The organism is Vibrio fortis, assembly GCF_000695685.1.
GTDB lineage: Bacteria > Pseudomonadota > Gammaproteobacteria > Enterobacterales > Vibrionaceae > Vibrio > Vibrio fortis_A.
In genome coordinates, this window is record NZ_JFFR01000020.1 from 149,348 (window position 1) to 174,462 (window position 25,115).

Annotated in this window: 23 protein-coding genes and 2 pseudogenes; 14 read left to right on the forward strand and 11 right to left on the reverse strand. The window is 45.1% G+C overall.

The features are described 5' to 3' along the window. Positions 1-54: 54 nt before the first annotated feature. Entirely contained in the window at positions 55-246 is a 192-nt protein-coding gene (locus tag VFDL14_RS10930) for a hypothetical protein (protein WP_032551408.1), read from the reverse strand. Positions 247-543: 297 nt separating this feature from the next. Further along, a complete protein-coding gene (argA, locus tag VFDL14_RS10925; RefSeq protein ID WP_032551409.1) occupies positions 544-1,881 on the reverse strand; it encodes an amino-acid N-acetyltransferase in 1,338 nt (445 codons plus the stop codon). Positions 1,882-2,044: 163 nt separating this feature from the next. On the opposite strand from argA, the gene VFDL14_RS0123210 reads away from it, so the two are divergent. The 4 genes and pseudogenes from VFDL14_RS0123210 to VFDL14_RS24960 all read left to right on the forward strand — a co-directional run. Continuing rightward, positions 2,045-2,515 (forward strand): DUF2850 domain-containing protein, encoded by a 471-nt coding sequence (locus VFDL14_RS0123210; RefSeq protein ID WP_032551410.1) that lies wholly within the window; start codon positions 2,045-2,047, stop codon positions 2,513-2,515. Between the two features lie 81 nt (positions 2,516-2,596). After that, complete coding sequence (gene mltA, locus VFDL14_RS10920) at positions 2,597-3,709, forward strand: murein transglycosylase A (protein WP_032551411.1); 1,113 nt, start codon at positions 2,597-2,599, stop codon at positions 3,707-3,709. Positions 3,710-3,812: 103 nt separating this feature from the next. Next, positions 3,813-4,622, forward strand: coding sequence for a tRNA cyclic N6-threonylcarbamoyladenosine(37) synthase TcdA (tcdA, locus tag VFDL14_RS10915; RefSeq protein WP_032551412.1), 810 nt, complete (start codon positions 3,813-3,815; stop codon positions 4,620-4,622). Between the two features lie 9 nt (positions 4,623-4,631). Then, positions 4,632-4,814: pseudogene (locus VFDL14_RS24960) on the forward strand (SufE family protein); the annotation flags it as partial. A gap of 106 nt (positions 4,815-4,920) precedes the next feature. Here the strand turns inward: VFDL14_RS24960 and csdA are convergent. The 7 genes and pseudogenes from csdA to VFDL14_RS10880 all read right to left on the reverse strand — a co-directional run. After that, a pseudogene (gene csdA / locus VFDL14_RS10910) lies at positions 4,921-6,051 on the reverse strand (cysteine desulfurase CsdA); the annotation flags it as partial. A gap of 100 nt (positions 6,052-6,151) precedes the next feature. Then, complete coding sequence (gene panE / locus VFDL14_RS10905) at positions 6,152-7,039, reverse strand: 2-dehydropantoate 2-reductase (protein ID WP_032551413.1); 888 nt, start codon at positions 7,037-7,039, stop codon at positions 6,152-6,154. 110 nt (positions 7,040-7,149) lie between these two features. Continuing rightward, positions 7,150-7,956, reverse strand: coding sequence for an outer membrane protein OmpK (locus VFDL14_RS10900; RefSeq protein WP_032551414.1), 807 nt, complete (start codon positions 7,954-7,956; stop codon positions 7,150-7,152). Positions 7,957-8,403: 447 nt separating this feature from the next. Then, positions 8,404-9,759 (reverse strand): AmpG family muropeptide MFS transporter, encoded by a 1,356-nt coding sequence (locus VFDL14_RS10895; RefSeq protein WP_032551415.1) that lies wholly within the window; start codon positions 9,757-9,759, stop codon positions 8,404-8,406. 54 nt (positions 9,760-9,813) lie between these two features. Further along, positions 9,814-10,362: a peptidylprolyl isomerase gene (locus VFDL14_RS10890; protein ID WP_032551416.1), complete on the reverse strand. Its 549-nt coding sequence runs from the start codon at positions 10,360-10,362 to the stop codon at positions 9,814-9,816. Then, entirely contained in the window at positions 10,362-10,931 is a 570-nt protein-coding gene (locus VFDL14_RS10885; protein WP_032551417.1) for a YajG family lipoprotein, read from the reverse strand. The genes VFDL14_RS10890 and VFDL14_RS10885 overlap by 1 nt, the downstream gene beginning before the upstream one ends. 64 nt (positions 10,932-10,995) lie before the next feature. Next, entirely contained in the window at positions 10,996-12,147 is a 1,152-nt protein-coding gene (locus tag VFDL14_RS10880) for a methyltransferase (protein WP_032551418.1), read from the reverse strand. A gap of 174 nt (positions 12,148-12,321) precedes the next feature. On the opposite strand from VFDL14_RS10880, the gene bolA reads away from it, so the two are divergent. From bolA to nqrM, 9 genes are all read left to right on the forward strand, one after another. Then, positions 12,322-12,633 (forward strand): transcriptional regulator BolA, encoded by a 312-nt coding sequence (gene bolA / locus VFDL14_RS10875; protein WP_032551419.1) that lies wholly within the window; start codon positions 12,322-12,324, stop codon positions 12,631-12,633. Positions 12,634-13,152: 519 nt separating this feature from the next. Then, a complete protein-coding gene (locus VFDL14_RS10870) occupies positions 13,153-14,493 on the forward strand; it encodes a Na(+)-translocating NADH-quinone reductase subunit A (protein ID WP_032551420.1) in 1,341 nt (446 codons plus the stop codon). A gap of 5 nt (positions 14,494-14,498) precedes the next feature. Continuing rightward, the gene (locus tag VFDL14_RS10865) at positions 14,499-15,743 is read left to right on the forward strand and encodes an NADH:ubiquinone reductase (Na(+)-transporting) subunit B (RefSeq protein WP_032551421.1); all 1,245 of its coding nucleotides are present in this window, start codon (positions 14,499-14,501) and stop codon (positions 15,741-15,743) included. Then, the gene (locus tag VFDL14_RS10860; RefSeq protein WP_032551422.1) at positions 15,733-16,500 is read left to right on the forward strand and encodes a Na(+)-translocating NADH-quinone reductase subunit C; all 768 of its coding nucleotides are present in this window, start codon (positions 15,733-15,735) and stop codon (positions 16,498-16,500) included. Before VFDL14_RS10865 ends, VFDL14_RS10860 begins: the two co-directional genes overlap by 11 nt. Next, positions 16,500-17,132 (forward strand): NADH:ubiquinone reductase (Na(+)-transporting) subunit D, encoded by a 633-nt coding sequence (locus tag VFDL14_RS10855; protein ID WP_032551423.1) that lies wholly within the window; start codon positions 16,500-16,502, stop codon positions 17,130-17,132. The genes VFDL14_RS10860 and VFDL14_RS10855 overlap by 1 nt, the downstream gene beginning before the upstream one ends. A gap of 7 nt (positions 17,133-17,139) precedes the next feature. After that, positions 17,140-17,736, forward strand: coding sequence for an NADH:ubiquinone reductase (Na(+)-transporting) subunit E (gene nqrE / locus VFDL14_RS10850; protein ID WP_032551424.1), 597 nt, complete (start codon positions 17,140-17,142; stop codon positions 17,734-17,736). Positions 17,737-17,765: 29 nt separating this feature from the next. After that, positions 17,766-18,992 carry an NADH:ubiquinone reductase (Na(+)-transporting) subunit F gene (nqrF, locus tag VFDL14_RS10845; RefSeq protein WP_032551425.1) on the forward strand — a complete coding sequence of 409 codons (1,227 nt, stop codon included), beginning with the start codon at positions 17,766-17,768 and terminating at the stop codon, positions 18,990-18,992. A gap of 162 nt (positions 18,993-19,154) precedes the next feature. Further along, complete coding sequence (locus tag VFDL14_RS10840; protein ID WP_032551426.1) at positions 19,155-20,159, forward strand: FAD:protein FMN transferase; 1,005 nt, start codon at positions 19,155-19,157, stop codon at positions 20,157-20,159. Between the two features lie 15 nt (positions 20,160-20,174). Continuing rightward, complete coding sequence (gene nqrM / locus VFDL14_RS10835; protein ID WP_032551427.1) at positions 20,175-20,429, forward strand: (Na+)-NQR maturation NqrM; 255 nt, start codon at positions 20,175-20,177, stop codon at positions 20,427-20,429. Positions 20,430-20,548: 119 nt separating this feature from the next. Here the strand turns inward: nqrM and VFDL14_RS10830 are convergent, their stop codons facing one another. Next, entirely contained in the window at positions 20,549-21,772 is a 1,224-nt protein-coding gene (locus VFDL14_RS10830) for a response regulator (protein WP_032551429.1), read from the reverse strand. A 158-nt stretch (positions 21,773-21,930) separates the two neighbouring features. Between VFDL14_RS10830 and dinB the strand changes: the two genes are divergently transcribed. Next, positions 21,931-23,007 (forward strand): DNA polymerase IV, encoded by a 1,077-nt coding sequence (gene dinB, locus VFDL14_RS10825; protein WP_032551430.1) that lies wholly within the window; start codon positions 21,931-21,933, stop codon positions 23,005-23,007. A gap of 50 nt (positions 23,008-23,057) precedes the next feature. Here the strand turns inward: dinB and VFDL14_RS10820 are convergent, their stop codons facing one another. Further along, positions 23,058-24,992, reverse strand: a complete 1,935-nt coding sequence (locus tag VFDL14_RS10820; protein ID WP_032551431.1) for a RecQ family ATP-dependent DNA helicase — start codon at positions 24,990-24,992, stop codon at positions 23,058-23,060. Positions 24,993-25,115: the final 123 nt, after the last annotated feature.

A 25,115-nucleotide genomic window follows, 5' to 3' on the forward strand; every position in this document is an offset into this window, starting at 1 on the left:
GGTAATTCTAAGATGGGAAGCTGCCGTCCATGGTTGCTTCTTTTGAGTCTAGACCTAGCTGTCTTTACTCAGAAATGCTCTCGTAAAAGAGATATGGTTTATCTTGTATTTTGCTTGGCAGTTCAAGATAAACTCCTTCAAGTTGTCAGTCACTGGAAAAACACAGTGGACATCTAACCCTTCAAGAAATTGGTTGTCAGCCATATCCCAAAAGCTTTGTAGCGAATTACAAATAACGGTTCTCATATCAATATGCTCTTTTTGCTTTTTGTTATTAACGGGCATAGCCAAAGTTTAAGCCTGCGATGTTAAAGTTATAGCAATCCGTGCAAGTCCCTATGCCGAGGCATAGACGATTCCAATCAATGTTTACTGAGAATGTAAATCGACCAAATTCTATACAATTATCAGTGTGAATTAAAGTGCATAGTTTATAAATCTCATATAGTAATCGATTACATTTGCAATCAATTTCTATCGAAAGTGAGAAAAGGCACCAAATTTAAATTTTCGGTGCCCAAACTCTGAACAAAACATCCTGTTTTATACGTTCAATGCCAGTATTTTTGATTTGCGCTGGTAGTTGTAGAGCCCCTGTTTCTCCATTGGTAGCTCATCGACACCAATTTCATAAAATCCTTGTTCTCTAAACCAGTGGAGACTATGGGTCGTCAGCACGAAAATCTGGTCAATATCTTGGGATTTAGATTGATGTCTCATGTAGTTGAGCAGCAGTTGTCCTCGGTTGCCATCTCGGTAATCTGGGTGAATAGCAACGCACGCCATTTCTGCCATATGATCTTCAGGGTAACTGTAAAGTGCAGCACAACCGATGATCAGTCCATCTTTCTCGATGATGGTAAAGCGGTGAATCTCTTGCTCGAGCTGTTCACGAGAGCGACGAACTAAAATGCCTTGCTCTTCAAGAGGGCGAATCAGGTCGAAGATACCGCCGATATCATCGATCTGAGCTTGTCTTACTTGCTCAGCACTCGCCATAACCACTTGAGTACCGATACCATCAAACGAGAACAGCTCTTGGATCAGTGCACCATCGAGTTTGTAGCTGATTAGGTGACAACGTGGTACACCTGCGCGACACGCAGCAATGGCACCTTTCAAGAATCGTTGTGTACCGCTGCCCATATCTAGAGTTGGGTCTTGCGATTCTGTGAGACGATCGAGTATCTGCTTGGCGTCTTTTGGGAACAGCTCTGCGAGTACATTGCTATCGGTGTCGATAACCCCCTGTTCAGAACAGAACCCGATCAGTTTGTCTGCCTTGAGACGAATCGCGACTTGAGTAGCGACCTCTTCGGAAAGAAGGTTAAAGCTCTCGCCAGTTACGGAGCTGGCAATGGGACCGAGCAGAACAATCGAGCCTTGGTCTAGGGTACGGTTGATCCCTTCGATATCAATACGACGAATTCTGCCGCTATGACAATAATCAGTACCGTCATCAACCCCGAGAGGTTGTGCGGTGACGAAGTTACCACTCATAACATTGAGCTGAGTGCCGGCCATTGGGGTGTTGTTCAAACTCATCGATAATCGAGCAGTGATCGCAAGTTGCAGTTGTCCAGCGGCTTGCATCGCTACGCCCAATGCATACTCATCAGTCACACGGACATTCTTGTGGTACGGTGTGTAGCAATCTTGTTTGGCGAGCAGTTCGTTTATTTGAGGACGTGCGCCATGAACCAGAACAATTTTTACACCTAGGCTGTGAAGTAGTGCAATATCATTGATAATATTACCGAAGTTGCGATCGGCCACCGCTTCGCCTCCCAGCATGATAACCATGGTTTTTCCACGGTGAGCATTTACGTAGGGGGTCGATTGTCTGAAGCCTTTAACTAAGGCGGTGCTTCTTAATTTCACAGAGAGAATCCGTTCTGGTTATTTATTCTTAAATCTAACATTTTCATTCAAATGTAAACAAGAATATTTTTGGAATAAAGAGCAAACTATCTTAAAGAATACTTTATTCCGTAATCTTAATAAGTGTAAAATGTCAGTTGCTTCAAATTGAGTAGTTATAGTTATGCAAGCCCCAGTAAGTAAGAATAAAATCGACGACATCACAAAGAGCTTGTATAGCGAGGCGGATAAGCAAAAGAACGCCAACTTCAAACGTAAGTTTGTCGAGCGTAGCTTGATGCTATTAGCTTTGATTGGTTCGATAGCTGTGGTGATCTTGTATCAAGATGTCTTCTCCCGAATGCAGGCTGCATCGACGCCTAAGAGTATGATTTACGGCACTTGGGTAGAGCAGAATGTTGCACATTACGCCACCGATGAGTTCGTATTGAATGAGCGAGGTGTGACGGTAGCTGGCTCAGTGATTGCGACTGATTTTAGCTTTGATGGAAACTATTTTGAGTATCGCTCTGCAGGGAAGACTTTTCGCTTCAAGATGGTTAACTCGGACAATACTGAGATGAGGCTCGATTCTGATGCATACTACAATCCTGTCTTTCGCCTAAAAGGTTATAACGACCATTCAGTTCGTTAGGTTATCTTACTGTAAACTCTTACAAACTTAGATTGTGTTATTCAGCCGTTTTTGTCATCCTCGTTGCATAGAAATTTTAGGATGATTCTTGTGATTAAAAAATGGCTCCCTCTGGTTTCGGCCTCTGTACTATTCGGCTGTGCACAACCGACAGACCGCGCTCAACAGTATCTTGATGATGAATTTCCTCGTACCTTAAATAAGGTTGAGCAAATCGAAACCAACTCCCCTAGAGACTACACGGCTTTTTCTGAACAAGCCGAGATGGTGGTTTCTAAATCTCCCTCGATGGCAAAAATCTATCAGCCACTTTATCAACAGTTAAACGAGTGGGCCCTACAGAGTGGCAATCCACAAGATCTTGCGAATTATGGTGTGCAGGCTGCGCAACTGGGTGGAGGAGATAAGCAAGGTAATGTTCTATTTACTGGTTATTTCTCACCTGTTATGGAACTCCGCCACGAGCCCAACGAAGAGTATCGATACCCTGTCTATGCACTACCTAACTGCGGTCAAGAGTGCCCAACACGTGCGGAAATCTACGATGGTGCACTGGATGGACTCGGACTAGAACTTGGCTATGCCGCGAATCGTATCGATCCTTTCATGATGGAAGTGCAGGGCAGTGGTTTTGTGCACTTTGGCGACGATGATACTCTCGAGTACTTTGCCTATGCCGGTAAAAACAACAAAGCGTATGTCAGTATTGGACGCGTATTGATTGAGCGTGGTCTGGTGCCTCGTGAAAAGATGTCTCTTAAAGCTATTAAAGAGTGGGTGATGGAAAATAATCCAGAGGTCGTAAAAGAGCTTCTAGAGCAGAACCCTTCTTTTGTTTTCTTCCAAGCGAATGAAGACTTGTCGGTGATGGGTAGTGCGGGCATTCCACTGCTACCAATGGCTGCAGTTGCTGGTGATCGTTCTATCCTGCCTATGGGTACGCCTATCTTAGCCGAAGTTCCACTGCTTAATGCAGACGGCACCTGGAGTGGAGCTCATCAACTTCGTTTATTGCTGGTGCTAGACACTGGCGGCGCGGTGAAGCAGAACCACCTAGACCTCTATCATGGTATGGGGGCTAGAGCAGGTACGGAAGCGGGACATTACAAGCACTTTGGCCGCGTTTGGAAACTTGGCTTAGACGGCAGTGCAACTGAAGCGCCATGGGCGTTGCCGCCTGAAAAGGCAGAGTAAGGTCGCCCGTTGAACTACATCGGCTAATCCCCTAGACTTTTTATTCAAGAGTGCGTATAAAACGCACTCTTTCTTTTTCTAATGTAATAAATTGGCGGCAACAATGCGTGAATTGACCACACCAGCTTCTGAAAATTATGACCAACGATTTGGCGGAACTCGTCGCCTGTATGGCAATAGCGAAGTTGAAATTTTAAGAGCGGCACACGTTTGTGTGGTTGGTATCGGTGGTGTTGGTTCATGGGCTGTTGAAGCTTTGGCTCGTACTGGTGTTGGTGAACTAACCTTGATCGATATGGATGATGTGTGTGTGACTAACATTAACCGTCAGATCCATGCAATGACAGGTACGGTTGGTCAAAGCAAGATTGAGGTGATGGCTGAGCGTGTTAAGTTGATCAACCCTGAGTGTAAAGTAAATCTGATTGATGACTTTATTGGCCCAGACAATCAAGCTGAGTACATTACCAAAGAGTTCGACTACGTCTTGGATGCGATTGATAGCATGAAAGCAAAAGCATCTCTGCTGGCGTACTGTCGAAGCAACAAGATTAAGGTGATTACAACTGGCGGTGCTGGTGGTCAAGTTGATCCGACGCAGATTCAAGTTGCTGATTTAACAAAGACGATTCAAGATCCACTAGCGAAGAAGCTGAAAGATACATTGCGTCGTCATCATAATTTTCCGAAGAACCCTGCACGCAAGTTTGGTATTGAGTGTGTATTCTCAACAGAACAGCTGAAATACCCACAAGCTGACGGCAGTGTATGCGCAGCAAAAGCGACAGCTGAAGGCCCTAAACGTATGGATTGTGCGACGGGGTTTGGCGCTGCGACTGTGGTAACCGCAACCTTTGGCTTTGTCGCTGTATCGCGCATCGTTGAAAAGTTAATTCAGAAGTACAAGAAGTAGGAGCGACAGATGCATTCATTTCCTGACTCTCCTTTTGGTGCAACGATTACCAGTGATGATATTGTCGAGAAAATGGCAACGTTTCATGGCTGGGAAGATCGCTATCGCCAAGTGATTCAGTGGGGAAAAAAACTTCCTCAAATGCCTGAAGAGTTGAAAAGTGAGCAAGTGACTGTGGCTGGCTGCGAGAGCCCCCCCCCCCCCCCCCCCCCCCCCCCCCCCCCCCCCCCCCCCCCCCCCCCCCCCCCCCCCCCCCCCCCCCCCCCCCCCCCCCCCCCCCCCCCCCCCCCCCCCCCCCCCGCACCGTGCCTTTAATTCCCAACGCATCCATCAATGGATGAGCACAGTGGTGACCAGCGCGAACCGCAATGCCTTGCTGATCGAGCAGAGTCGCGATGTCCTGATGATGCACGCCATCCATAATAAATGTGACCACACTGGAGTTAGGTTGGTAACCAATCACTTTGATGTCATCCAATTGAGACAGAGCTTGGTAGGTCATATCGACCAGTTGATGAATGTGCGATTCGACTTGCTGTTGTTCGAATTGACTTAGCCACTGAATCGCTGAGTCCAATGCGATTGCACCAGCCACATTAGGTGTACCTGCTTCAAACTTTCCAGGTAGTGCAGAGTAGGTCGTGCCCTCAAAAGAAACACGCTCAACCATTTTTCCTCCGCCATGCCAAGGTGGCATCGACTCTAGTAATTCTAGTTTGCCATAAAGCACACCGATCCCTGCTGGCGCATAAAGCTTGTGTCCTGAGAATACGTAGAAATCAGCGTTAAGCTCAGTCACATTGACAGGCTCATGAACAATCCCTTGCGCACCATCGACAACTACGATCGCACCGACTGAGTGTGCTTTTGTTATTACCTCTTCGATAGGCTGGCGCGTACCCGTGACATTAGTTACTTGTGCCAGTGCGACAATTTTAGTTTTGTCATTCAACAGAGAATCAAAAGCAGCAACATCAAATTGGCACTCTCTGGTCATTGGTACCTTAATTACCTTTGCACCAGTTTGCTCAGCGACGATCTGCCACGGAACAATGTTAGCGTGGTGTTCAAGTTCGCTAATTAGAATTTCATCTCCCGGCTTTAAAGAGCTTCGAGCGTAGGTTTGGGCAATTAAGTTAAGAGCTTCAGTCGCGCCGCGAGTCCAGATGATCTCTTTGCTTGAAGCTGCTCCAATAAACTGAGCAACATTATCTCGCGCTGCCTCAAATTGGCTGGTGGCTTTGGCTGTAAGGCTATGGCTTCCACGATGAACATTGGCATTTTGCTTAGAGTAATAGTCACTAATCGCATCGATCACCACTTGAGGTTTCTGGGTCGTCGCAGCACTGTCTAAGTAGATCAGAGGCTGTTGATTAACCTGTTGGGTGAGCGCAGGAAATTGATTGCGAATGTGTTGGATGTCTAGCATCTAAGATTACCTAAGAGTTGAGTTTGGATAGGGCGCTGAACTTAGCGCCTCTATTTATTGTATCGTGAGTTGCTTGATCGTGGGGGCAAAATATATCTGTCTATTTATGCCAAAGCACTTCTTGTTGTTTTACTCGGTCAAAGAGCGCTTGATTGGCTGGCGTTGCGATACCGTGCTTACGAGCTGTATTGAGCAAGTGACCAGTAATAAAGTCGATCTCAGTTTTTCGCTGATAGAACATATCCTGCTTCATCGATGAGTTGTTAGCCGCAGTAGCTTGGATAACTTGTTGAACGATTGAGCTGAGTGATTCGATAGAGGTTGGTAGATTCTCTGCTGTCATCACTTCAACGACTTCAGCAACGATGTCATTGACTACGGCTTGATACTTCTCTTCAGCAAGTTGACCATTTTTAACCTGTTCAATACCAGTTAAAGGGTTAATCGCGCAATTTACCGCAAGTTTGTCCCACAACGCTTGATGGATATTGCTGTTCCAAACAACGTCGGGTAGGGCGTGATTGAGTACATCAACCAAGAAGGCACATTGGTTGCCGTTACTGTTGTAGCCACCAAGTTGGGTATTGCCCAGTCCAGTATGATGCACCTGAGTTGGTGAACTTTTATAAGCGGCTTGAGTTGTAGTAGCGAGAACTACCGGGAATGGTTCAATATGTGAAGCGATGTTATCTACTGCGCCCATACCGTTATGCATGAACAGAAGAATGGTATCTTTATCTATATGAGGAATAAGCGGCAGTATTGCAGATTCCACCTGCCAAGCTTTTACCGTAATTAAGATAAGATCACTATCGGCAAGCTTCGTTTGATTATTATTGTCGAATCGAACTTCAGCTTGGTCATCGAGTGATATTAGGTAGTCTGTTTGAGTAGAGCGGCTCCACACTGATACGTTATGACCAGCTTGATGAAGTTTAATTGCCCAAAGTGAGCCAACGGCTCCTGGGCCGACTACAGTAATATTCACAATACGACCTAGTTTTATCAAATAGGTCCTCAGGATAGCGTTACAGAATATGAAAGCAATAAAAAATGGCACCCGAAGGTGCCATTTAGGAAGTTTTCTTAAAGCTCTGATTAGAACTTGTAAGTTACTGCAAGGTAGTGACCTACGCCTGAAGTACGACCTGCAAAACCGCCGTCTTCTAGACCGTAAACAGTTTCGTAAGCTTTAAGGCCGTAACCTACTGCGTAACGGTCTGAGTGCCAGTAGATACCGTTGAACATAGCACCACCGCTGCTTTCTGCGCTGTACTCATCTTTCATACCAAATTGCCAATCGATGTAACCTTGGTAAGAGATGAATGAACCGTTCTCGAAGAAGTAAAAAGGTTTGAACCAGTTAGTAGAGATCTGGAAACCGTTCCAGTCTTTTTGGTTTGAATCGTAGTTACCGTAAAGGTTTAGACCGATTTTGCCTAACCAAGGAACCATTACGTCAGAACCAAGACCGATTTTTTGTTGGTTTACACCGAACGTTGTATCAGTAGTGTTAACACCATCCCACGTAATTTCAGAAGCTACGTATAGCTCTTGAACTGGACCGAAAGAAAGGTCTTTACCTGTTAGGCCGTCGATAGACATACGAGGTGCAAACTTCATGAACATCTTAGCTTGAGCGTCAGCTTTGTCGCTGCCTGGATCTGAAGTTAGGTTGAATACATCAACGTAGCCGTAAAGATCGAAGATACCAGAGCGGCCGCCGAATTCCATTTCAAGGTAATCGTGGTTTGAGTTTCCTGGTTTCTCGTTGAAGGCACCCATCAGGTTAAACTGCAGCCACTTGTAGTCGTTTTTGTGGATGTCGCCGTCTGAGTAGTCTGCTGCCATTGCTGGCGCAGCAGTAGCTGCTAAAAGACCAAGAGTTAAAAGTGATTTACGCATAATGGAACTCTCTCTGTTAAAAATAAGTAACTCGCTAATCCATGCGTGTTAGTGATGTCCGAATGGCGAGCATGATAGCGATTTTGCTCTCAATTAAAAGTGAGAATGGGTGCAAACTGAAAATAAAATGGTGACTTTGGTCACACAAATGATCTAAATAAGGGAACTTTGAGAGTGTAATGCAACTCGATGCTGTCGACTTTTTATTGATTTAGCGATTGCTGCATATTTTGCAGATGAATTGAATAATTGATGTACGAAGCAAACGTTTTTGCAGTATCTGGTGATCTAAATCTTGTTATCAACATAAATGGTAAAAAATTAATTGACACCGTATTTTCAGTTACAGATGAGCTTATATCTCAATATAAATAATACAAATTGGGTGAATTGCAAATAAAAAGAGAGCCAATAGGCTCTCTTTTCCAACTGTGAGTTTAATTACTACTATTTTTGTTGGCTTGCTTCTTCAAGTAAGCGAGCGAAGAAGTGTCGAAGAGAGTAAAGCATTAATAGGCTCGGTATCACCATTAGCGCGGTAATAATAAAGAATAGCGACCAATCATTAAGGTAATCGACAAGTTCACCACTAAAGGAGGCTAACGTTGTGCGCCCGAAGTTGCCGAGTGACGCTAGGAGTGCGTATTGCGTAGCCGAGAATGCCTGCCCAGTTAACAAGGTTAAAAATGAAACAAACGCAACTGTCGAGAACGCCGTTGTAAAGTTATCGACAATAATAGTCGCGAGGAATAGGGTTTCACTAGGCCCTGCTTTAGCAATCCATGCAAACATCAGGTTACTGCCCGCCATCGCAATACCGCCGATCATGAGTCCTCGCACAATACCAAACTTCACATTGAAGACACTGCCCAGTAATGTGAAGAATATGGTCGCGCCCCAGCCAATCAGTTTCGAGTAGTGACCGATCTGTTCGTTACTAAAGCCTATCTCTTTATAGAAGGTGATAGACATACGGCCCAAGAAGGCTTCACCAATCTTAAACAAGAACACAAATAACAGTAGAGTGATTGCCACCTGCACGCCATTACGTTTGAAGAAGTCATAAAATGGTTCAATCACAGTTACGGTAAACCAAGCGACAATTTTCGAATCGACCACTTTATTGTGACGTTGTTGAGCTTGCTCTTGCAGCCGTTCACGTTCTGTTTTCGGTTCTCCAACCAGTAATGTGAATAACATTAAGACTACCACTACGCCAGCCATACCGTAGTAGACTCCATTCCACCCAACTGCGTCAGCGTTAATAAATGCGAGATAACCTGGCAAGGAATAACCTGTCCACCAACCAACGACCGCCATTGCAGAGGCTTGCGGCAGTTTCGATGCTTCAGATTTAGGGAAGGTATCAATACGAAATGCATCTATCGCAATGTCTTGCGTGGCTGAAGCAATCGCAATACCCAGAGCTAACATTGAAGTAAACATCAAATCGTTGGCAGGATTGACACCAGCTATAAACAGGGTGGCAATTAAGACGATGGTTTGACAGAAAAATATCCAGCTGCGTCGCTGTCCAAGTATTGCATGAAGCACAGGCAACTTGACGCGATCTACTAGTGGTGCCCACAAGAAATTGATGGCGTAGACCGCGAATACACTACCGAAATAACCAATTGCAGCGCGAGTTAATCCGGCGTCTTTCAGCCAACCTGACATATTTGAGCCAATGAGTACCCAAGGAAAACCGCTGGAACAACCTAACATAAACACCCAGAGTAGACGTTTATCTAAATAGCTACGGAAGGTTTGCATCCATGAAAGAGAGGAAGAGCCTGATGACATAGGGCGTCCTTGTATAGAAAAACGCCCTTAATGAGTTAAGGGCGTGAGAGGAGGTTATTTGATGACTTTAACGGCTGTAATCACAATTGGGTCGACTGGGATATCAGACATGCGGCCCATGCGTTTAGTTGGGATGGTAGCCATTTTCTGAACTACATCGAAGCCCTCTGTCACTTCACCGAATACCGCATAGCCTGGATTGCCAGCACCAGCATTGAGAAAGGTGTTGTCAGAATAGTTAATGAAGAACTGACGAGTTGCAGAATGTGGCGCGTTGGTACGTGCCATCGCTATCGTCGCGGTTTTATTCTGTAGACCATTGCTGCCTTCATTTTTGATTGGCGCATAAGTAGGTAGACGGTTCATCTCTTCATCAAAACCACCACCTTGAGCCATGAAACCTGGGATCACGCGGTGGAATTGGCTGCCGACATAGCTGCCATCTTCTACGTACTTCAGGAAGTTTTCTGAGCTGATTGGCGCTTGCTCTTCATTAAGCTCGATTGTGAAGTTACCCAGCGTGGTTTCAACAGCCACTTTTGGACCAGCCCAAACACTTGCACTTAGCATAGCCAGGGTAATAGAAGTTAGAATGCGACCCATTAGAAACGCTCCTTCATGTAAGTTTGCAGTTCTTGGTCGTTAGCGATTTCAGTCAGGACTAGATTGATAACATCGTTTAGAACCAGCGCAATGTCTTCGTTTGAAGCGCTTAAGGCACCAGTGCGAACAGCGGTACCATTAAAGGTTTTTACCAGCTTGCCTTCTGGTGTTTCAGCCGTCACTTCAAGTGTCACCTTACCATCCATCTGGTTTTCCATGATGGTGTGCTTAACGGTAACTAAGGCTTCTTGGATTTCAAGAACAACTGAGTTTTCGCTATTTACGCTTGCTCGGAAGCCCTGTGATTCTAGCTGTTGAGCTAATACGTTCTCTAGAGAGATACGCATGTTCTGCTTAGCGTGAATAGGTTGAATGTTGGAACGGCCGCTATCCACGAGTGCGACGTATTGTGCCGCACGTACATCTTTACTGCTTAGAGTGTACGTTTTGCCTTGTACTAGGTTGCTATTACTGAGAGAAGCTTCTGGAGCTAGGTTGATCTGCTCTTGTTGAGGCGCTGAACACGCCGTCAATGCCATAATAGAAGCTGCTAAAATCAGTTTTTTCATTCCTATATCCTTTCTAATTCCACACGAGACGCACGGCACTTTTCCCGTACGCGCAATACCACAGCTACTTATTAAAGTTAGCGGGCTCTCTTGTTGCTTGTAATATCTCAAATTTTTGGTTCAATTCAAGCGTTTCGACGTTCGCCTTGCCAAATAATCTCGCTAACTTTACATCGTATCCGAGGTGTCGGTTGCCAATAACAATTAATTTGCCCCCGTTGCTAAGAACATGCTTTGCATCACAAAACATCTGCCATGCGATATGATCGGTGATCGCTTGCTGTTGATGGAAAGGGGGATTACACAGAACCAAGTAAGTACTGTTCTTCTTGAATCCATCCAAACAGTTATTGGCGATGAACTGGAAATTGCCTTCGTCCCCGATGTTGTCACGGATGTTCTGCTTGGCAGATTCTACGGCCATAAAGCTCTCATCAACGCAGGTAATGCGAGCTTGTGGGTTCAGTTGCGCTGCTTTAACACTTAATACTCCGTTGCCACAACCTAGGTCGATGATATGACGAAGCTCAGGATCTTTCGGGATGTGCTCAAGCATATAGCGAGCGCCCTGATCGAGTGCTTCCCCTGAGTAAACGTTCGGTAAATTTTTCAGGCGGATATCTTCCCCATCAACGTCCCATTCAACGAATGGCTCAACCTTGTGAATAGGCTGACAGTTAGGTGATGAGAATACCAAGCGGTGTTTTTTCTTCGCCAAAGAGGTTTTGGTTTCACCGAGGTATTTTTCAAATAGGTTGAGGGTAGAGGTGTGAATCTCTTTCACTTTATTGACACCAATCACTTGGCATCCTTCAGGAAGTGCCTGACGCAATTGACTTAGCTGCCACACTAAATGGCGATTGGTTTTTGGTAGCTGCATCAATACCAGATCAACGCCAACTGGAATGTCATCCATGGTATTGAGAAACTGGACACGATTACATTGGTTGCGTTGCAGGTTTTTAAGTGCGCCGCGATGAGAGATGTAAGAGTCGCTCATCATCGTTACGTCGTGATCTTGTGAGAACCAAGCGGATAGTGCACCGAAATGATCATTGAGAATCAGGATGTGCTTTCCAGGTTCTAGGTTCATCTCTTCGACATGGTTGATAATGTATTCATCACCAGCATCCCACGCCTGTAGGGTTTCACTAGAACGTTTAGGGAAACGATGTAGAGTCAGGGTTCTGTCGTGTAGGGTAAGTTCGGTTTTCATTACTTAGATACTTATGTGAGAAATAACCGCGACATTCTCTCAAAAGCAGACTAAACAAGATAGAAAAAACTCTACATTCCCAAGAGCGTCATGTATTAAAGAGCCAGACAGTCTCCCGCTTTGGGTTTATACTGTTTTGATAGTGAATAATAAGAGTCCGATAAAGGAATCATGATGATCCAAGAAGTCATTGAAACGAAACTGCATAATGAGTTTGAGCCAACACATCTCAACGTCGTGAATGAAAGCTACATGCACAATGTTCCAGCAGGTTCTGAAAGCCATTTTAAGGTGGTCGTAGTGAGTGATGCGTTTGAAGGGCTGCGTTTGATTGCACGCCATCGCGCGGTTAACCAAGTGCTTTCTGAAGAATTAGCGAATCATATCCATGCGCTCTCCATTCATACTTATACAAAAGATGAATGGCAGAAGCAGTTTGATAGCGTGCCAGACAGCCCTATGTGTATGGGCGGCAGCAAGTCGTAAAGTAGACAGATAAACAAAGGGTGGCATTGGCCGCCTTTTTTATCACCAAATCTATCGGTTTTTTGTTGTTATATTGACCAAGTTGATGTCACCTTGAACGATTAAAAATACCCATAATTAGTAATGTTTTTATTAACAGTGTTTCAACATAATCGGAAAAATATTAGTTTGTGACAGAGTGTTAATCTCTTGTTTAAAACGCTATTAAAATGCCTTTTTATCTGTGCGGCTCGTCAAAATTATTCATATTTGAGAGTCCATATGCTTCATTTCTCACCAAATATAGCCCTTATTCAAGTTATTGGTCATGGCATCAAGACGTCAAAAAATGCTAGAATACGGCACCTGATAAATCTCACCTCATTTTTGTGATGAGTTTATTAAGATAATGTTGCGATTTTGGTGCCTTATTTTTACCAAAACCGGACACTCTAATGTCGTGTCTAAGGGCGCATAAAAACCGTCCTGAATTTACGCAATTAAAAGAATCTTTTTCCCGATAAAGTAGTGCAAGTGCGTATGATTACAATAAAGAAGGGCTTGGATCTTCCTATTGCAGGAACTCCATCCCAGGTGATTAATGATGGTAAGTCCATCACTAAAGTCGCCTTGCTTGGCGAAGAGTACGTTGGTATGCGTCCTACGATGCATGCTCGCGTTGGTGATGAAGTGAAGAAAGGCCAAGTTCTTTTTGCAGATAAAAAGAACCCAGGTGTTGTATTTACTTCTCCAGCAAGCGGTAAAGTTATTGAAGTGAACCGTGGTGCTAAGCGTGTTCTTCAATCAGTAGTGATTGAAGTAGCAGGCAATGAGCAAATCACGTTCAATAACTATGAAGCTAACCAACTAGCAGGTCTAGACCGTGATACGGTTAAAACTCAGCTTGTTGAGTCTGGCGCATGGACCGCTCTGCGTACTCGTCCGTTCAGCAAGGTTCCAGCTGTTGATTCTGAAACTCAGGCTATTTTCGTAACTGCTATGGATACGAACCCTCTAGCTGCTGAGCCAGAATTGATCATTAACGAGCAGTCTGATGCTTTCGTTGCTGGTTTAGATATTCTTTCAACTCTAACGAGCGGCAAGGTTTACGTTTGTAAAAAAGGCACAAGCCTACCTCGTTCGTCTCAGTCTAATGTTGAAGAACATGTTTTCGATGGCCCACACCCTGCAGGTCTTGCAGGTACGCATATGCATTACCTATATCCGGTAAATGCACAAAACGTAGCGTGGAGCATTAACTATCAAGACGTTATCGCGTTCGGTAAACTTTTCCTAACTGGTGAAATTTACACAGATCGCGTTGTTTCTCTGGCTGGTCCAGTAGTAAACAACCCACGTCTAGTTCGTACTCAACTTGGTGCTAGCCTTGATGAGCTTACGGATAGCGAGTTGATGCCAGGTGAAGTTCGTGTGATCTCTGGTTCAGTACTAACTGGTACTCAAGCAACAGGTCCTCACGCTTACCTTGGTCGTTACCATCAGCAAGTTTCTGTTCTACGTGAAGGTCGTGATAAAGAGCTATTCGGCTGGGCTATGCCTGGTAAGAACAAGTTCTCTGTTACTCGTTCATTCCTTGGTCACCTGTTCAAAGGTCAGTTGTTCAACATGACAACAACAACGAACGGTAGTGATCGCTCAATGGTTCCAATCGGTAACTACGAGCGCGTAATGCCTCTAGATATGGAACCTACTCTGCTGCTTCGTGATCTATGTGCAGGCGACGTTGATAGTGCTCAAGCACTAGGTGCGCTAGAGCTAGATGAAGAAGATGTAGCATTGTGTACCTTTGTATGTCCAGGTAAGTACGAGTACGGTCAACTACTTCGTGAATGCCTAGATACGATTGAGAAGGAAGGGTAATTTTCATGGGCCTTAAAAAGTTTCTTGAAGACATCGAGCATCATTTTGAGCCAGGTGGTAAACACGAGAAGTGGTTCGCGCTTTACGAAGCAGCGGCAACTGTGTTCTACACGCCAGGTCTTATTACAAAGAAGAGCTCGCATGTTCGTGATAGCGTTGACCTAAAACGTATCATGATTATGGTTTGGTTCGCGGTATTCCCAGCTATGTTCTGGGGTATGTACAACGCGGGTGGCCAAGCTATCGCTGCACTTAACCACATGTACGCAGGCGCTGAACTAGCATCTGTAATCGATGGTAACTGGCACTACTGGCTGACTCAAATGCTTGGCGCTTCCTTGGGAGCCGATGCAGGTGTTGGCAGTAAAATGCTACTAGGTGCGACTTACTTCCTACCTATCTACGCAACGGTATTTATCGTTGGTGGTTTCTGGGAAGTTCTATTCTGTATGGTGCGTAAGCACGAAGTTAACGAAGGTTTCTTCGTAACTTCTATCCTTTTTGCACTTATCGTTCCGCCAACACTTCCTCTATGGCAAGCGGCACTAGGTATTACCTTCGGTGTTGTTGTTGCTAAAGAGATCTTCGGTGGTACGGGTCGTAACTTCCTTAACCCTGCACTTGCTGGCCGTGCGTTCCTATTCTTTGCATACCCTGCACAGATTTCTGGTGACGTAGTATGGACTGCAGCGGATGGTTTCTCTGGTGCAACTGCACTTAGCCAATGGGCTCAAGGCGGCGGTAGCGCTCTAGTGAACACTGTATCTGGTGAAGCAATCACTTGGATGGATGCGTTCATTGGTAACATCCCAGGTTCTATCGGTGAAGTATCGACTCTAGCACTTATGATCGGTGCTGCGATGATCGTATACATGCGTATAGCTTCATGGCGCATCATTGCTGGTGTAATGATCGGTATGATCGCTGTGTCTACGCTATTCAACGTGATCGGTTCTGACACTAATGCAATGTTCAGCATGCCTTGGCACTGGCACCTAGTTCTAGGTGGCTTCGCATTCGGTATGTTCTTCATGGCAACAGACCCAGTATCAGCATCATTTACTAACAAAGGTAAGTGGTGGTACGGCATCCTAATCGGCGCAATGTGTGTAATGATCCGTGTTGTTAACCCAGCATATCCAGAAGGCATGATGCTTGCGATCCTATTCGCAAACCTATTTGCTCCTCTGTTTGACCACGTTGTAATCGAGAAGAACATTAAGCGGAGACTAGCTCGCTATGGCAAGTAATAACGATAGCATTAAAAAGACGCTGTTTGTTGTTATCGCATTGAGCCTAGTGTGCTCAATCATCGTTTCAACAGCTGCAGTTGTTCTTAAACCTAAGCAACAAGCTAACGCAGTTCTTGATCAGCAAACTAAGATCCTAGAAGTTGCAGGCATCGACCTAGCAGGCGACATTCCTGCGTTATACGCAGAGAACATCGAACCTCGTCTAGTTGATTTCGCTACTGGTGATTTCGTTGACGGCGATGCGGCTGCATACGACCAACGTAAAGCGGCAAAAGATCCAGCTCAGTCTATCAAGCTTTCAGCTGAAGAAGACGTAGCTAAGATCCTTCGTCGTGCTAACACTGGTACGGTTTACCTAGTTAAATCTGGTGAAGAAACGACTAAAGTTATCATCCCAGTTCACGGTAACGGCCTATGGTCAATGATGTACGCATTCGTTGCGGTAGAGACTGATGGCAACACAGTTTCTGGCATCACGTACTACGAGCAAGGTGAAACTCCAGGACTTGGTGGTGAAGTTGAGAACCCAACATGGCGTGCTCAATTCGTTGGTAAGAAACTATTCGACGAAAACCACAAGCCAGCTATCCAAGTTGTAAAAGGTGGCGCTCCTGAAGGTTCTGAGCACGGTGTTGATGGCCTTTCTGGTGCAACACTAACTAGCGTTGGTGTTCAACATACATTTGACTTCTGGTTAGGTGAAATGGGCTTTGGTCCGTTCCTAGCAAAAGTTCGTGACGGAGGTCTGAACTAATGTCTAGTGCAAAAGATATTAAAAAGAGCATCTTAGCGCCAGTATTGGACAACAACCCAATCGCGCTACAGGTTCTTGGTGTGTGTTCTGCTCTTGCGGTAACCACTAAACTAGAAACAGCATTTGTTATGACTATCGCGGTAATGTTCGTTACTGCTCTGTCTAACTTCTCTGTATCTCTAATCCGTAACCACATTCCTAACAGTGTGCGTATCATCGTTCAGATGGCGATCATCGCATCACTAGTAATCGTGGTAGACCAAGTGCTTAAAGCATACCTATACGATATCTCTAAGCAGCTATCTGTATTCGTAGGCCTAATCATTACTAACTGTATTGTAATGGGTCGTGCTGAAGCATTCGCAATGAAGTCTGAGCCAATCCCATCTCTAATCGATGGTCTTGGTAACGGTCTTGGTTACGGCTTCGTTCTTATCACTGTAGGTTTCTTCCGTGAGCTTCTAGGCTCAGGCAAACTATTTGGTATGGAAGTACTACCTCTAGTGAGCAACGGTGGTTGGTATCAGCCAAACGGCTTGATGCTTCTAGCACCTTCTGCATTCTTCCTAATCGGCTTCTTGATTTGGGCGATTCGTACGTTCAAGCCAGAGCAAGTAGAAGCGAAGGGGTAAGGTAGTCATGGAACATTATATTAGTCTGCTAGTTAAATCGATTTTCATCGAAAACATGGCGCTTTCTTTCTTCCTAGGTATGTGTACATTCCTAGCGGTATCTAAGAAAGTTAAAACTTCTTTTGGTCTTGGTGTTGCGGTAGTTGTAGTACTTACAATCGCTGTGCCTGTAAACAACCTTGTTTACACGCACATTCTAAAAGAGAACGCGCTTGTTGAAGGTGTCGATTTAAGTTTCCTTAACTTCATCGCATTCATCGGTGTTATCGCGGCACTTGTACAAATCCTAGAGATGGTTCTTGACCGTTTCTTCCCACCTTTGTACAACGCACTAGGTATCTTCCTACCACTGATCACAGTTAACTGTGCAATCTTTGGTGGTGTATCTTTCATGGTAACGCGTGACTACAACTTCGCAGAATCTGTTGTATACGGCTTCGGTTCTGGTGTGGGTTGGATGTTAGCTATCGTTGCACTTGCGGGTATCCGTGAGAAGATGAAGTACTCTGACGTACCTCCTGGTCTTCGTGGTCTTGGTATCACGTTCATCAGTGTTGGTCTAATGGCGTTAGGCTTTATGTCTTTCTCTGGTGTTCAACTGTAGGGTAAGCACCCAGAAATAAGGAATAACAAATGCAAAGCATTATTCTTGGTGTAGCGATGTTTACCATCATTGTACTTGCACTGGTTTTAGTGATTCTTTTCGCTAAATCTAAGCTTGTACCTACAGGTGACATCACTATCGCTGTAAACGATGACCCAACTCTAGCAATCACGACGCAACCGGGCGGTAAACTGCTTGGTGCTCTAGCTGGCGCTGGCGTATTCGTATCTTCTGCTTGTGGTGGCGGTGGCTCTTGTGGTCAGTGTCGCGTAAAAGTTAAATCAGGTGGTGGCGACATCCTTCCAACTGAGCTTGACCACATTACTAAAGGTGAAGCGCGCGAAGGTGAACGTCTTGCATGTCAAGTTGCTATGAAAACTGACATGGATATCGAACTTCCTGAAGAGATCTTCGGTGTGAAGAAGTGGGAATGTGAAGTTATCTCTAACGATAACAAAGCAACCTTCATCAAAGAGCTTAAGCTGCAAATCCCTGATGGCGAATCAGTACCTTTCCGTGCTGGTGGTTACATTCAGATTGAAGCTCCTGCTCACCACATCAAATACTCTGATTTCGATGTACCAGAAGAGTACCGCGAAGACTGGGACAAGTTTAACCTGTTCCGTTACGAGTCTAAGGTTGATGAAGATATCATCCGTGCATACTCAATGGCTAACTACCCAGAAGAACACGGTATTATTATGCTGAACGTGCGTATTGCTACGCCGCCGCCTAATAATCCTGATGTTGCACCTGGTCAAATGTCATCGTTCATCTGGTCTCTTAAAGAAGGCGACAAGTGTACTATCTCTGGTCCATTTGGTGAGTTCTTCGCGAAAGACACAGACAACGAAATGGTATTCGTTGGTGGTGGTGCTGGTATGGCGCCAATGCGTTCACACATCTTCGATCAGCTTAAGCGTCTTAACTCAACTCGTAAGATGTCTTTCTGGTACGGTGCACGTTCTAAGCGTGAGATGTTCTACGTAGAAGACTTCGACGGCCTACAAGCTGAAAACGATAACTTCGTTTGGCACTGTGCTCTGTCTGATCCAATGCCAGAAGATAACTGGGATGGTTACACAGGCTTCATCCATAACGTACTGTACGAAAACTACCTGAAGGATCACGAAGCTCCTGAAGATTGTGAGTACTACATGTGTGGTCCACCGATGATGAACGCGGCTGTTATCGGCATGCTGAAAGATCTTGGTGTAGAAGATGAGAACATCCTTCTAGATGACTTCGGTGGTTAATCCACTTAAGTGACTGATATTATGGCTGGCTCTTAGGAGTCAGCCATTTGTTTTTCTAAGCTATGTTCACCATACAACGGCTTATATAAGAAAGCATATTTGGCAATTATGCAGACACTGTTCTTTCTTATATAAATCACTAACAATAATGGGAGTAAGCAAGTGAGAATTTGGCTTGTTGCATTAACTTCTCTACTGTTTCTAGCGGGCTGTGAAAAGCCACGTGAACAGGTACATTTGAACGGCCCAACCATGGGCACGAGCTACAATATTAAGTACATCAATAGTGATGAGTTTCTAGCGTCGGATAAGGTACATGCAGAGATCGACCGTCTTCTTGAGGAAGTGAACGATCAGATGTCGACGTACCGCAAAGATTCCGAACTAAGCCGCTTCAACCAATATGAAGGTGGGGATGCATTCGAAGTATCTGAACAAACCGCAATTGTTGTGAAAGAAGCGATTCGTTTGAACGGTCTAACTGAAGGTGCATTGGATGTGACGGTTGGGCCTTTGGTTAACCTTTGGGGTTTTGGTCCAGAAGCTCGCCCTGAAGTGGTTCCAACAGATGAAGAGTTGGCTGCACGAAAACAGAAAATTGGTATCCACCATTTAAGCGTTGAGGGCAACAAGCTGACGAAAGACCTGCCAAAGCTTTACGTTGACCTTTCAACGATTGCGAAAGGCTGGGGCGTGGATGTACTGGCTGACTACTTAGACTCTATTGGTATTCACAACTACATGGTTGAAGTCGGTGGTGAGATTCGCCTTAAAGGTCTGAACCGTGAAAATGTTGGCTGGCGCATTGCGATTGAAAAGCCAAGCGTTGAAGAGCGTACAATTCAAGAGATCATTGAACCAGGTGATATGGCGATTGCAACATCTGGCGATTACAGAAACTACTTCGAGCGTGATGGTGTTCGTTACTCGCACATTATCAACCCAGAAACCGGTAAACCGATTCACCACAAAGTGGTGTCAGTAACTGTATTAGACCCATCTTCAATGACTGCAGATGGCTTATCTACTGGCCTTATGGTCTTAGGTGAGGTAAAAGGTATGGAAATCGCGAATCAACATAATATTCCAGCATTTATGGTGGTTAAAACAGCCGATGGCTTTAAAGAGATCGCCTCTGAAGCGTTCAAGCCATACTTAAAGAAATAAGGTAGCGAGAGCATTATGAACACATTTATTATTACATTTGGCGTTTTTCTAGCAGTTATCGCAGCAATGTCGATTGGCTACATCATCCAAAAGAAAGTGGTAAAAGGAAGTTGTGGCGGCCTAGGTGCTGTTGGTATCGATAAGGTATGTAACTGTCCTGAACCTTGTGATGCACGTAAGAAACGTGAAGCTCGTGAGGCTTACCGTGCTGAGAAGTTAGCTGAGCGCGAAGAGAAGCTAGCGGCATGGGAAAAAGACCGTATCGCTTAATCAGGTTTTGCTGATAAAGAAAAGCTCGAGGGAAGCCTCGAGCTTTTTTGTTTGTGGTGATTCTCAGTTAATAACAGTCTTGCACTTACTAAAACGAGTGGTTGATCATTCGTGAACAGTTAGTCGTTTCTTTCAAATACCAATTGATTACGACCTTGTTCTTTTGCTCTATATAAGAGTTCATCAGCTGCCTTTATTTGGCTATCGAGGTCGGATTCGATATTAGTGACACCAATACTCATGGTGACTTTAATTTGCTGATCGTCGTGAGCGATGACCTGTTGCTCAATCGCAATTCTCATCTTTTCTAGACGTACGATGAAGTCTCTAAACGATCCACAGGCTTGAATACAAAACTCTTCCCCGCCAAAGCGAACTGCAACATCATCTTTGAAGAAGGATTTGATGGTTTGACCGACAGCAATTAGTACTGCGTCACCGCCGTCGTGACCGTATGTATCATTAACCTTTTTAAAGAAGTCGATATCCATCATTGCGATGTTACGTTTTTCACAGCCCTTGCAAGCTTGATTGAATAAGAATCGACGGTTCCATAACCCAGTCAACGCATCTTCATTGGCATGACGGAACAGCTCATTGTTCGCTTCCTTCATATCTAGCAGTTGGTGAATACGACAGAAAAACTCTTCTTGATTGAATGGCTTATAGAGAAAGTCATTAGCACCCGCTTTAAGGAACTGGGCGGTTAGCGTGCGATCGTCACTTGCCGATAGCCCCAAGATGGCCAGTTCGTTACGCGTGTAGTGCTGACGAATCTCACGAATCATGGTGATGCCATCTTTATTTGGCATGTCATGATCGGTAACGACAAACGTAATATCGGGATCGTTTTGAAGTAGGGCTAACCCTTGTTCGCCGTCAACGGCTTGAACAGTTTGGATGTATTGGTGCTCAAGGAGTTGCACTATATAACGGCGTACAACGGAAGAGTCATCGACAACCAATGCTTTGTGATTTTTGTTGTTGGTAATACGTTGAATTAGCGGCAGTAAATACGTTACTGATGCCATGCTGTCTTTCAGAATGTAATCAATCACACCTTTAGCCAGTACCTGCTCGCGTAGGGCGTCGCTGAACATGGCTGTCAGTACGATGATTTTTTGTTGGTAACCAAGAACCAAGTCAACAATTTCGCCATCTTGGCCATCTGGTAGACAGTAGTCCAATACCGCACACAGAAAGTCTGTTTCCTGCTCAAGTATCTCTTTAGCCTGTTGCACAGACTCGGCAAGCGTCACTGCATAACCGCTATTAGTTAGCTGCTGATGAAGGTAGTTTCTAAAGGCTCGACTGTCCTCAACAACCAGTATTTTTTCAGTCAAAAGTGTTCCCTACTTATCGAGTAAATACTTTTTAACCATATTACCAGAACTGTTAACAAGTGACTAAGCGAAAGATTAGCGAATCAATGAACACTTTGTTCTCGGCGAATAAATGATTATACTGTTTATTAATACAGTATTTGGCAAGTGGTTTGGTCATGTGTGGTTCAGATAAAGAGAGAGTGCGTAAGATAATCCATGTTGATATGGATTGTTTTTATGCGGCTGTCGAAATGCGTGATAACCCTTCTTATCGGAATCGTCCATTAGCTGTCGGTGGGCACGAAAAGCAGCGCGGCGTACTCAGTACTTGTAACTATGAGGCGCGCAAGTTTGGTATTCGTTCGGCGATGCCAACGGCAAAGGCATTGCAGTTGTGTCCAAACCTCTTGGTGGTACCGGGTCGGATGCAGGTTTATAAGGAGATCTCTAAGCAGATCCGAGCCATCTTTTCTCGATACACCTCCATCATTGAGCCGCTCTCATTGGATGAAGCCTTTCTTGATGTGACTGATTCAGAGCAGTGCCATGGTTCAGCCACTCTTATTGCCGAAGCTATCCGCCGTGATATCTGGAATGAACTCCAGCTAACGGCGTCTGCAGGCGTCGCGCCGATTAAGTTTTTGGCAAAGGTTGCGTCGGATATGAATAAACCCAATGGACAGTTTGTGATCCCACCTCAAGAGGTTCAGGGGGTAATTGATGAATTGCCATTGGAGAAGATCCCCGGTGTTGGCAAGGTGAGTATCGAGAAGCTTCACCAAGCGGGCTTTTATACCTGTAAAGATATTAAGCAGACAGATTATCGATCCTTGTTGTCTAAGTTTGGTCGACAAGGCGCCTCGCTTTGGAAGAGAAGCCATGGCATTGACGATCGAGAGGTGGTGGTTGAGCGAGAAAGAAAGTCGGTTGGTGTGGAGCGCACTTTTAGTGAAAATATCTCAACCTATCAAGAGTGCTGGAAGGTGATTGAAGAGCGTTTGTTTCCTGAGTTGGAAGCTCGACTGGAGAAGGCGAGCCCAACCAAGTCTATTACCAAGCAAGGCATTAAGCTCAAGTTTGCGGATTTTCAGCAAACCACCATTGAGCATATTCAACCCTCGTTGAATCTCGATCACTTCAAAGAGCTGTTGAGTGAGATTCTAAAGCGTCAGCAAGGACGTGAGATTCGTTTGCTGGGGTTAAGTGTCATGCTGCAACCCAAAGATCAGATGCGCCAACTAAGCTTTTTCTGATCGAAAAAAGCTTAGTTGGCGATTAACGTGTTATCTCAGTGTTTGTTGAACTATCTTGGAGTTCGTTGAACTAGAGCAAGGGTATCGCGGAAAGGGTGTTGCTCAAGCTTGCCGTATCCAGACATCTTGCTAGCTTTCAGTTTGGTGGATAGTGGTGTGGCAATACCCGATAAGAAGCGAGTAATCGCCTCATCAGTCACCCATTGTGGGCTACTGTTTATAAATTCATTCACCCAAGCTTGAAGGTCACCCTCGTCAATCGCCTCTAACGGTACATTAGGTAGTTTGGCGACGTTGCCACGACACGCTGAACAGTGTCCACACTCTTGTGGTGCATTGATGTCACCAAAGTAATTGGCTAGTTTTGAACTCAGGCAGCTGCTTGATTCAAAGAAATCCAACATGTAATTGAGACGGCCAATCTCATTGCCCTCTTTCTGTTTAAAGAGTGCAGACAGACGCTGAGCGACCTCATTTGGATCTTCGCTGGTGTTGTGTACTGCATATACATCGGTAATCTGCTTACTTTCTAACTCAATCCAACCTTGTTCATTAAAGTAGTCGATTGCTGCGACCACGCGCTGCCTGTCTGCTTGAAAGTGCGCCCACAATGCATCGAAGTCCACTTGGCACCAAACTCGAGCTTGCGGCGAGCACTGGAAAATTGACTCGACAAACGCGCGACGCTCTCCCTGAAATTGGTCGATGATTTGTGGTTTTGGTCGAACAAACTTGAATTTGTAATCAGCGAAGAAACTGTATTTGGGCTCAATGATGCCCTCTATCTCGAGGTATACAAGTAAGGTTTTCAGTGGCAGCTGACGAATATTGGATTCGCGAGAGAGCTGATTGAGCATGATTTCCCACTGAGTAGCGTAGGTATTGCCAGAGGGCTGACAGGCGTATATCTCTTGCAACACTGTTTGAATCGCAATGTTATCGGGTGTATCGCCAAAGACAAAGTTCTCTAGCGTGCTGAGGCCGTGTTTATTAGCGAGCAGTATACATTCGGAGTTTTGTCCGTCACGACCGGCACGCCCAATCTCTTGGGAGTAATTCTCTATCGACTTAGGCAGGTCGAAATGAATCACGCGGCGAATATTTGATTTGTCGACACCCATACCAAAGGCGATGGTCGCAACGATGCAGTTGATATCATCGTTCATAAACTGTTGCTGAATTGCATCGCGGTTTTCGGGTTTGAGACCAGCGTGGTAGGCAATCGCATTGATGCCGACATTTCTCAGGGCTTGAGCGACATTCTCTGCCGTCTGTTGAAGCGTAACATACACAATAGTCGGCGATTGTGGCGCTTGATTGACCACATTGCACAGCGTTTCTAACTTTGTCTCTTGCTCACAAGGTTGAATCGCTAAGTCGAGGTTTTTACGATAAAAGCCAGTGACCACTACACTCTCTGGAGCAATATTGAACTTGGTCTGCATGTCTTGAATCACGCCCGTTGTCGCCGTTGCGGTCAGCAACAGAACTTGAGGAATGTTGAGCTGTTTCTGATAGTGGGGCAGCTTGAGATAGTCAGGTCGGAAGTTATGACCCCATTCTGAGATACAGTGCGCCTCGTCGACCACCAAAAGCGAGATAGGCACCTGTGAGATGAATTGTCTAAAGCGCTCGTTCTTGAGGCGTTCAACCGAGATCATCAAGATTTTGGTTTCGCCATTGCGAACGGACTGCATCACTTGTTGAGTAGTTTGTCTGTCTTGGCTCGACTCGATGGCCGCAGCAGCAATCCCTTTACTGTGCAGAAAACTTAATTGGTCTTTCATAAGTGCAAGCAAAGGGGAAATCACCAAGGTGAGATGAGGCAGCTCTAGAGCAGGAAGCTGATAACAGAGGGATTTACCTGATCCGGTCGGAAAAATAGCCGCTGCCGATTGGCCTGCAAGAACATTATCAATAACTTGCTTCTGTCCATGACGCAGTGAGTCGAATCCAAAGACCTGTTTTAGCTTCTGTTCTATCATAAATGTGCTCGGTTAATCTGTGTGGTGTGCTGCTAAGCCTGTTCAATCTTGTTGGCCGAGAAACTTCCGTTTCAAAGCGCTTGCACCAGATTGTACCTAATTCTATTCTGTAGCTCCTAAAGA

Excerpts from the sequence above, each read along its gene's own strand:
- VFDL14_RS10880 (WP_032551418.1), bottom strand. The coding sequence starts at position 12,147 with ATGAAAACCGAACTTACCCTACACGACAGAACCCTGACTCTACATCGT.
- VFDL14_RS10895 (WP_032551415.1), bottom strand. The coding sequence starts at position 9,759 with ATGTCATCAGGCTCTTCCTCTCTTTCATGGATGCAAACCTTCCGTAGC.
- mltA (WP_032551411.1), top strand. The coding sequence starts at position 2,597 with ATGATTCTTGTGATTAAAAAATGGCTCCCTCTGGTTTCGGCCTCTGTA.
- VFDL14_RS10820 (WP_032551431.1), bottom strand. The coding sequence starts at position 24,992 with ATGATAGAACAGAAGCTAAAACAGGTCTTTGGATTCGACTCACTGCGT.
- bolA (WP_032551419.1), top strand. The coding sequence starts at position 12,322 with ATGATCCAAGAAGTCATTGAAACGAAACTGCATAATGAGTTTGAGCCA.
- tcdA (WP_032551412.1), top strand. The coding sequence starts at position 3,813 with ATGCGTGAATTGACCACACCAGCTTCTGAAAATTATGACCAACGATTT.
- VFDL14_RS10860 (WP_032551422.1), top strand. The coding sequence starts at position 15,733 with ATGGCAAGTAATAACGATAGCATTAAAAAGACGCTGTTTGTTGTTATC.
- dinB (WP_032551430.1), top strand. The coding sequence starts at position 21,931 with ATGTGTGGTTCAGATAAAGAGAGAGTGCGTAAGATAATCCATGTTGAT.
- nqrE (WP_032551424.1), top strand. The coding sequence starts at position 17,140 with ATGGAACATTATATTAGTCTGCTAGTTAAATCGATTTTCATCGAAAAC.
- VFDL14_RS10855 (WP_032551423.1), top strand. The coding sequence starts at position 16,500 with ATGTCTAGTGCAAAAGATATTAAAAAGAGCATCTTAGCGCCAGTATTG.
- VFDL14_RS10870 (WP_032551420.1), top strand. The coding sequence starts at position 13,153 with ATGATTACAATAAAGAAGGGCTTGGATCTTCCTATTGCAGGAACTCCA.
- nqrM (WP_032551427.1), top strand. The coding sequence starts at position 20,175 with ATGAACACATTTATTATTACATTTGGCGTTTTTCTAGCAGTTATCGCA.
- VFDL14_RS10865 (WP_032551421.1), top strand. The coding sequence starts at position 14,499 with ATGGGCCTTAAAAAGTTTCTTGAAGACATCGAGCATCATTTTGAGCCA.
- VFDL14_RS10900 (WP_032551414.1), bottom strand. The coding sequence starts at position 7,956 with ATGCGTAAATCACTTTTAACTCTTGGTCTTTTAGCAGCTACTGCTGCG.
- VFDL14_RS0123210 (WP_032551410.1), top strand. The coding sequence starts at position 2,045 with ATGCAAGCCCCAGTAAGTAAGAATAAAATCGACGACATCACAAAGAGC.
- VFDL14_RS10885 (WP_032551417.1), bottom strand. The coding sequence starts at position 10,931 with ATGAAAAAACTGATTTTAGCAGCTTCTATTATGGCATTGACGGCGTGT.
- nqrF (WP_032551425.1), top strand. The coding sequence starts at position 17,766 with ATGCAAAGCATTATTCTTGGTGTAGCGATGTTTACCATCATTGTACTT.
- VFDL14_RS10890 (WP_032551416.1), bottom strand. The coding sequence starts at position 10,362 with ATGGGTCGCATTCTAACTTCTATTACCCTGGCTATGCTAAGTGCAAGT.
- VFDL14_RS10930 (WP_032551408.1), bottom strand. The coding sequence starts at position 246 with ATGAGAACCGTTATTTGTAATTCGCTACAAAGCTTTTGGGATATGGCT.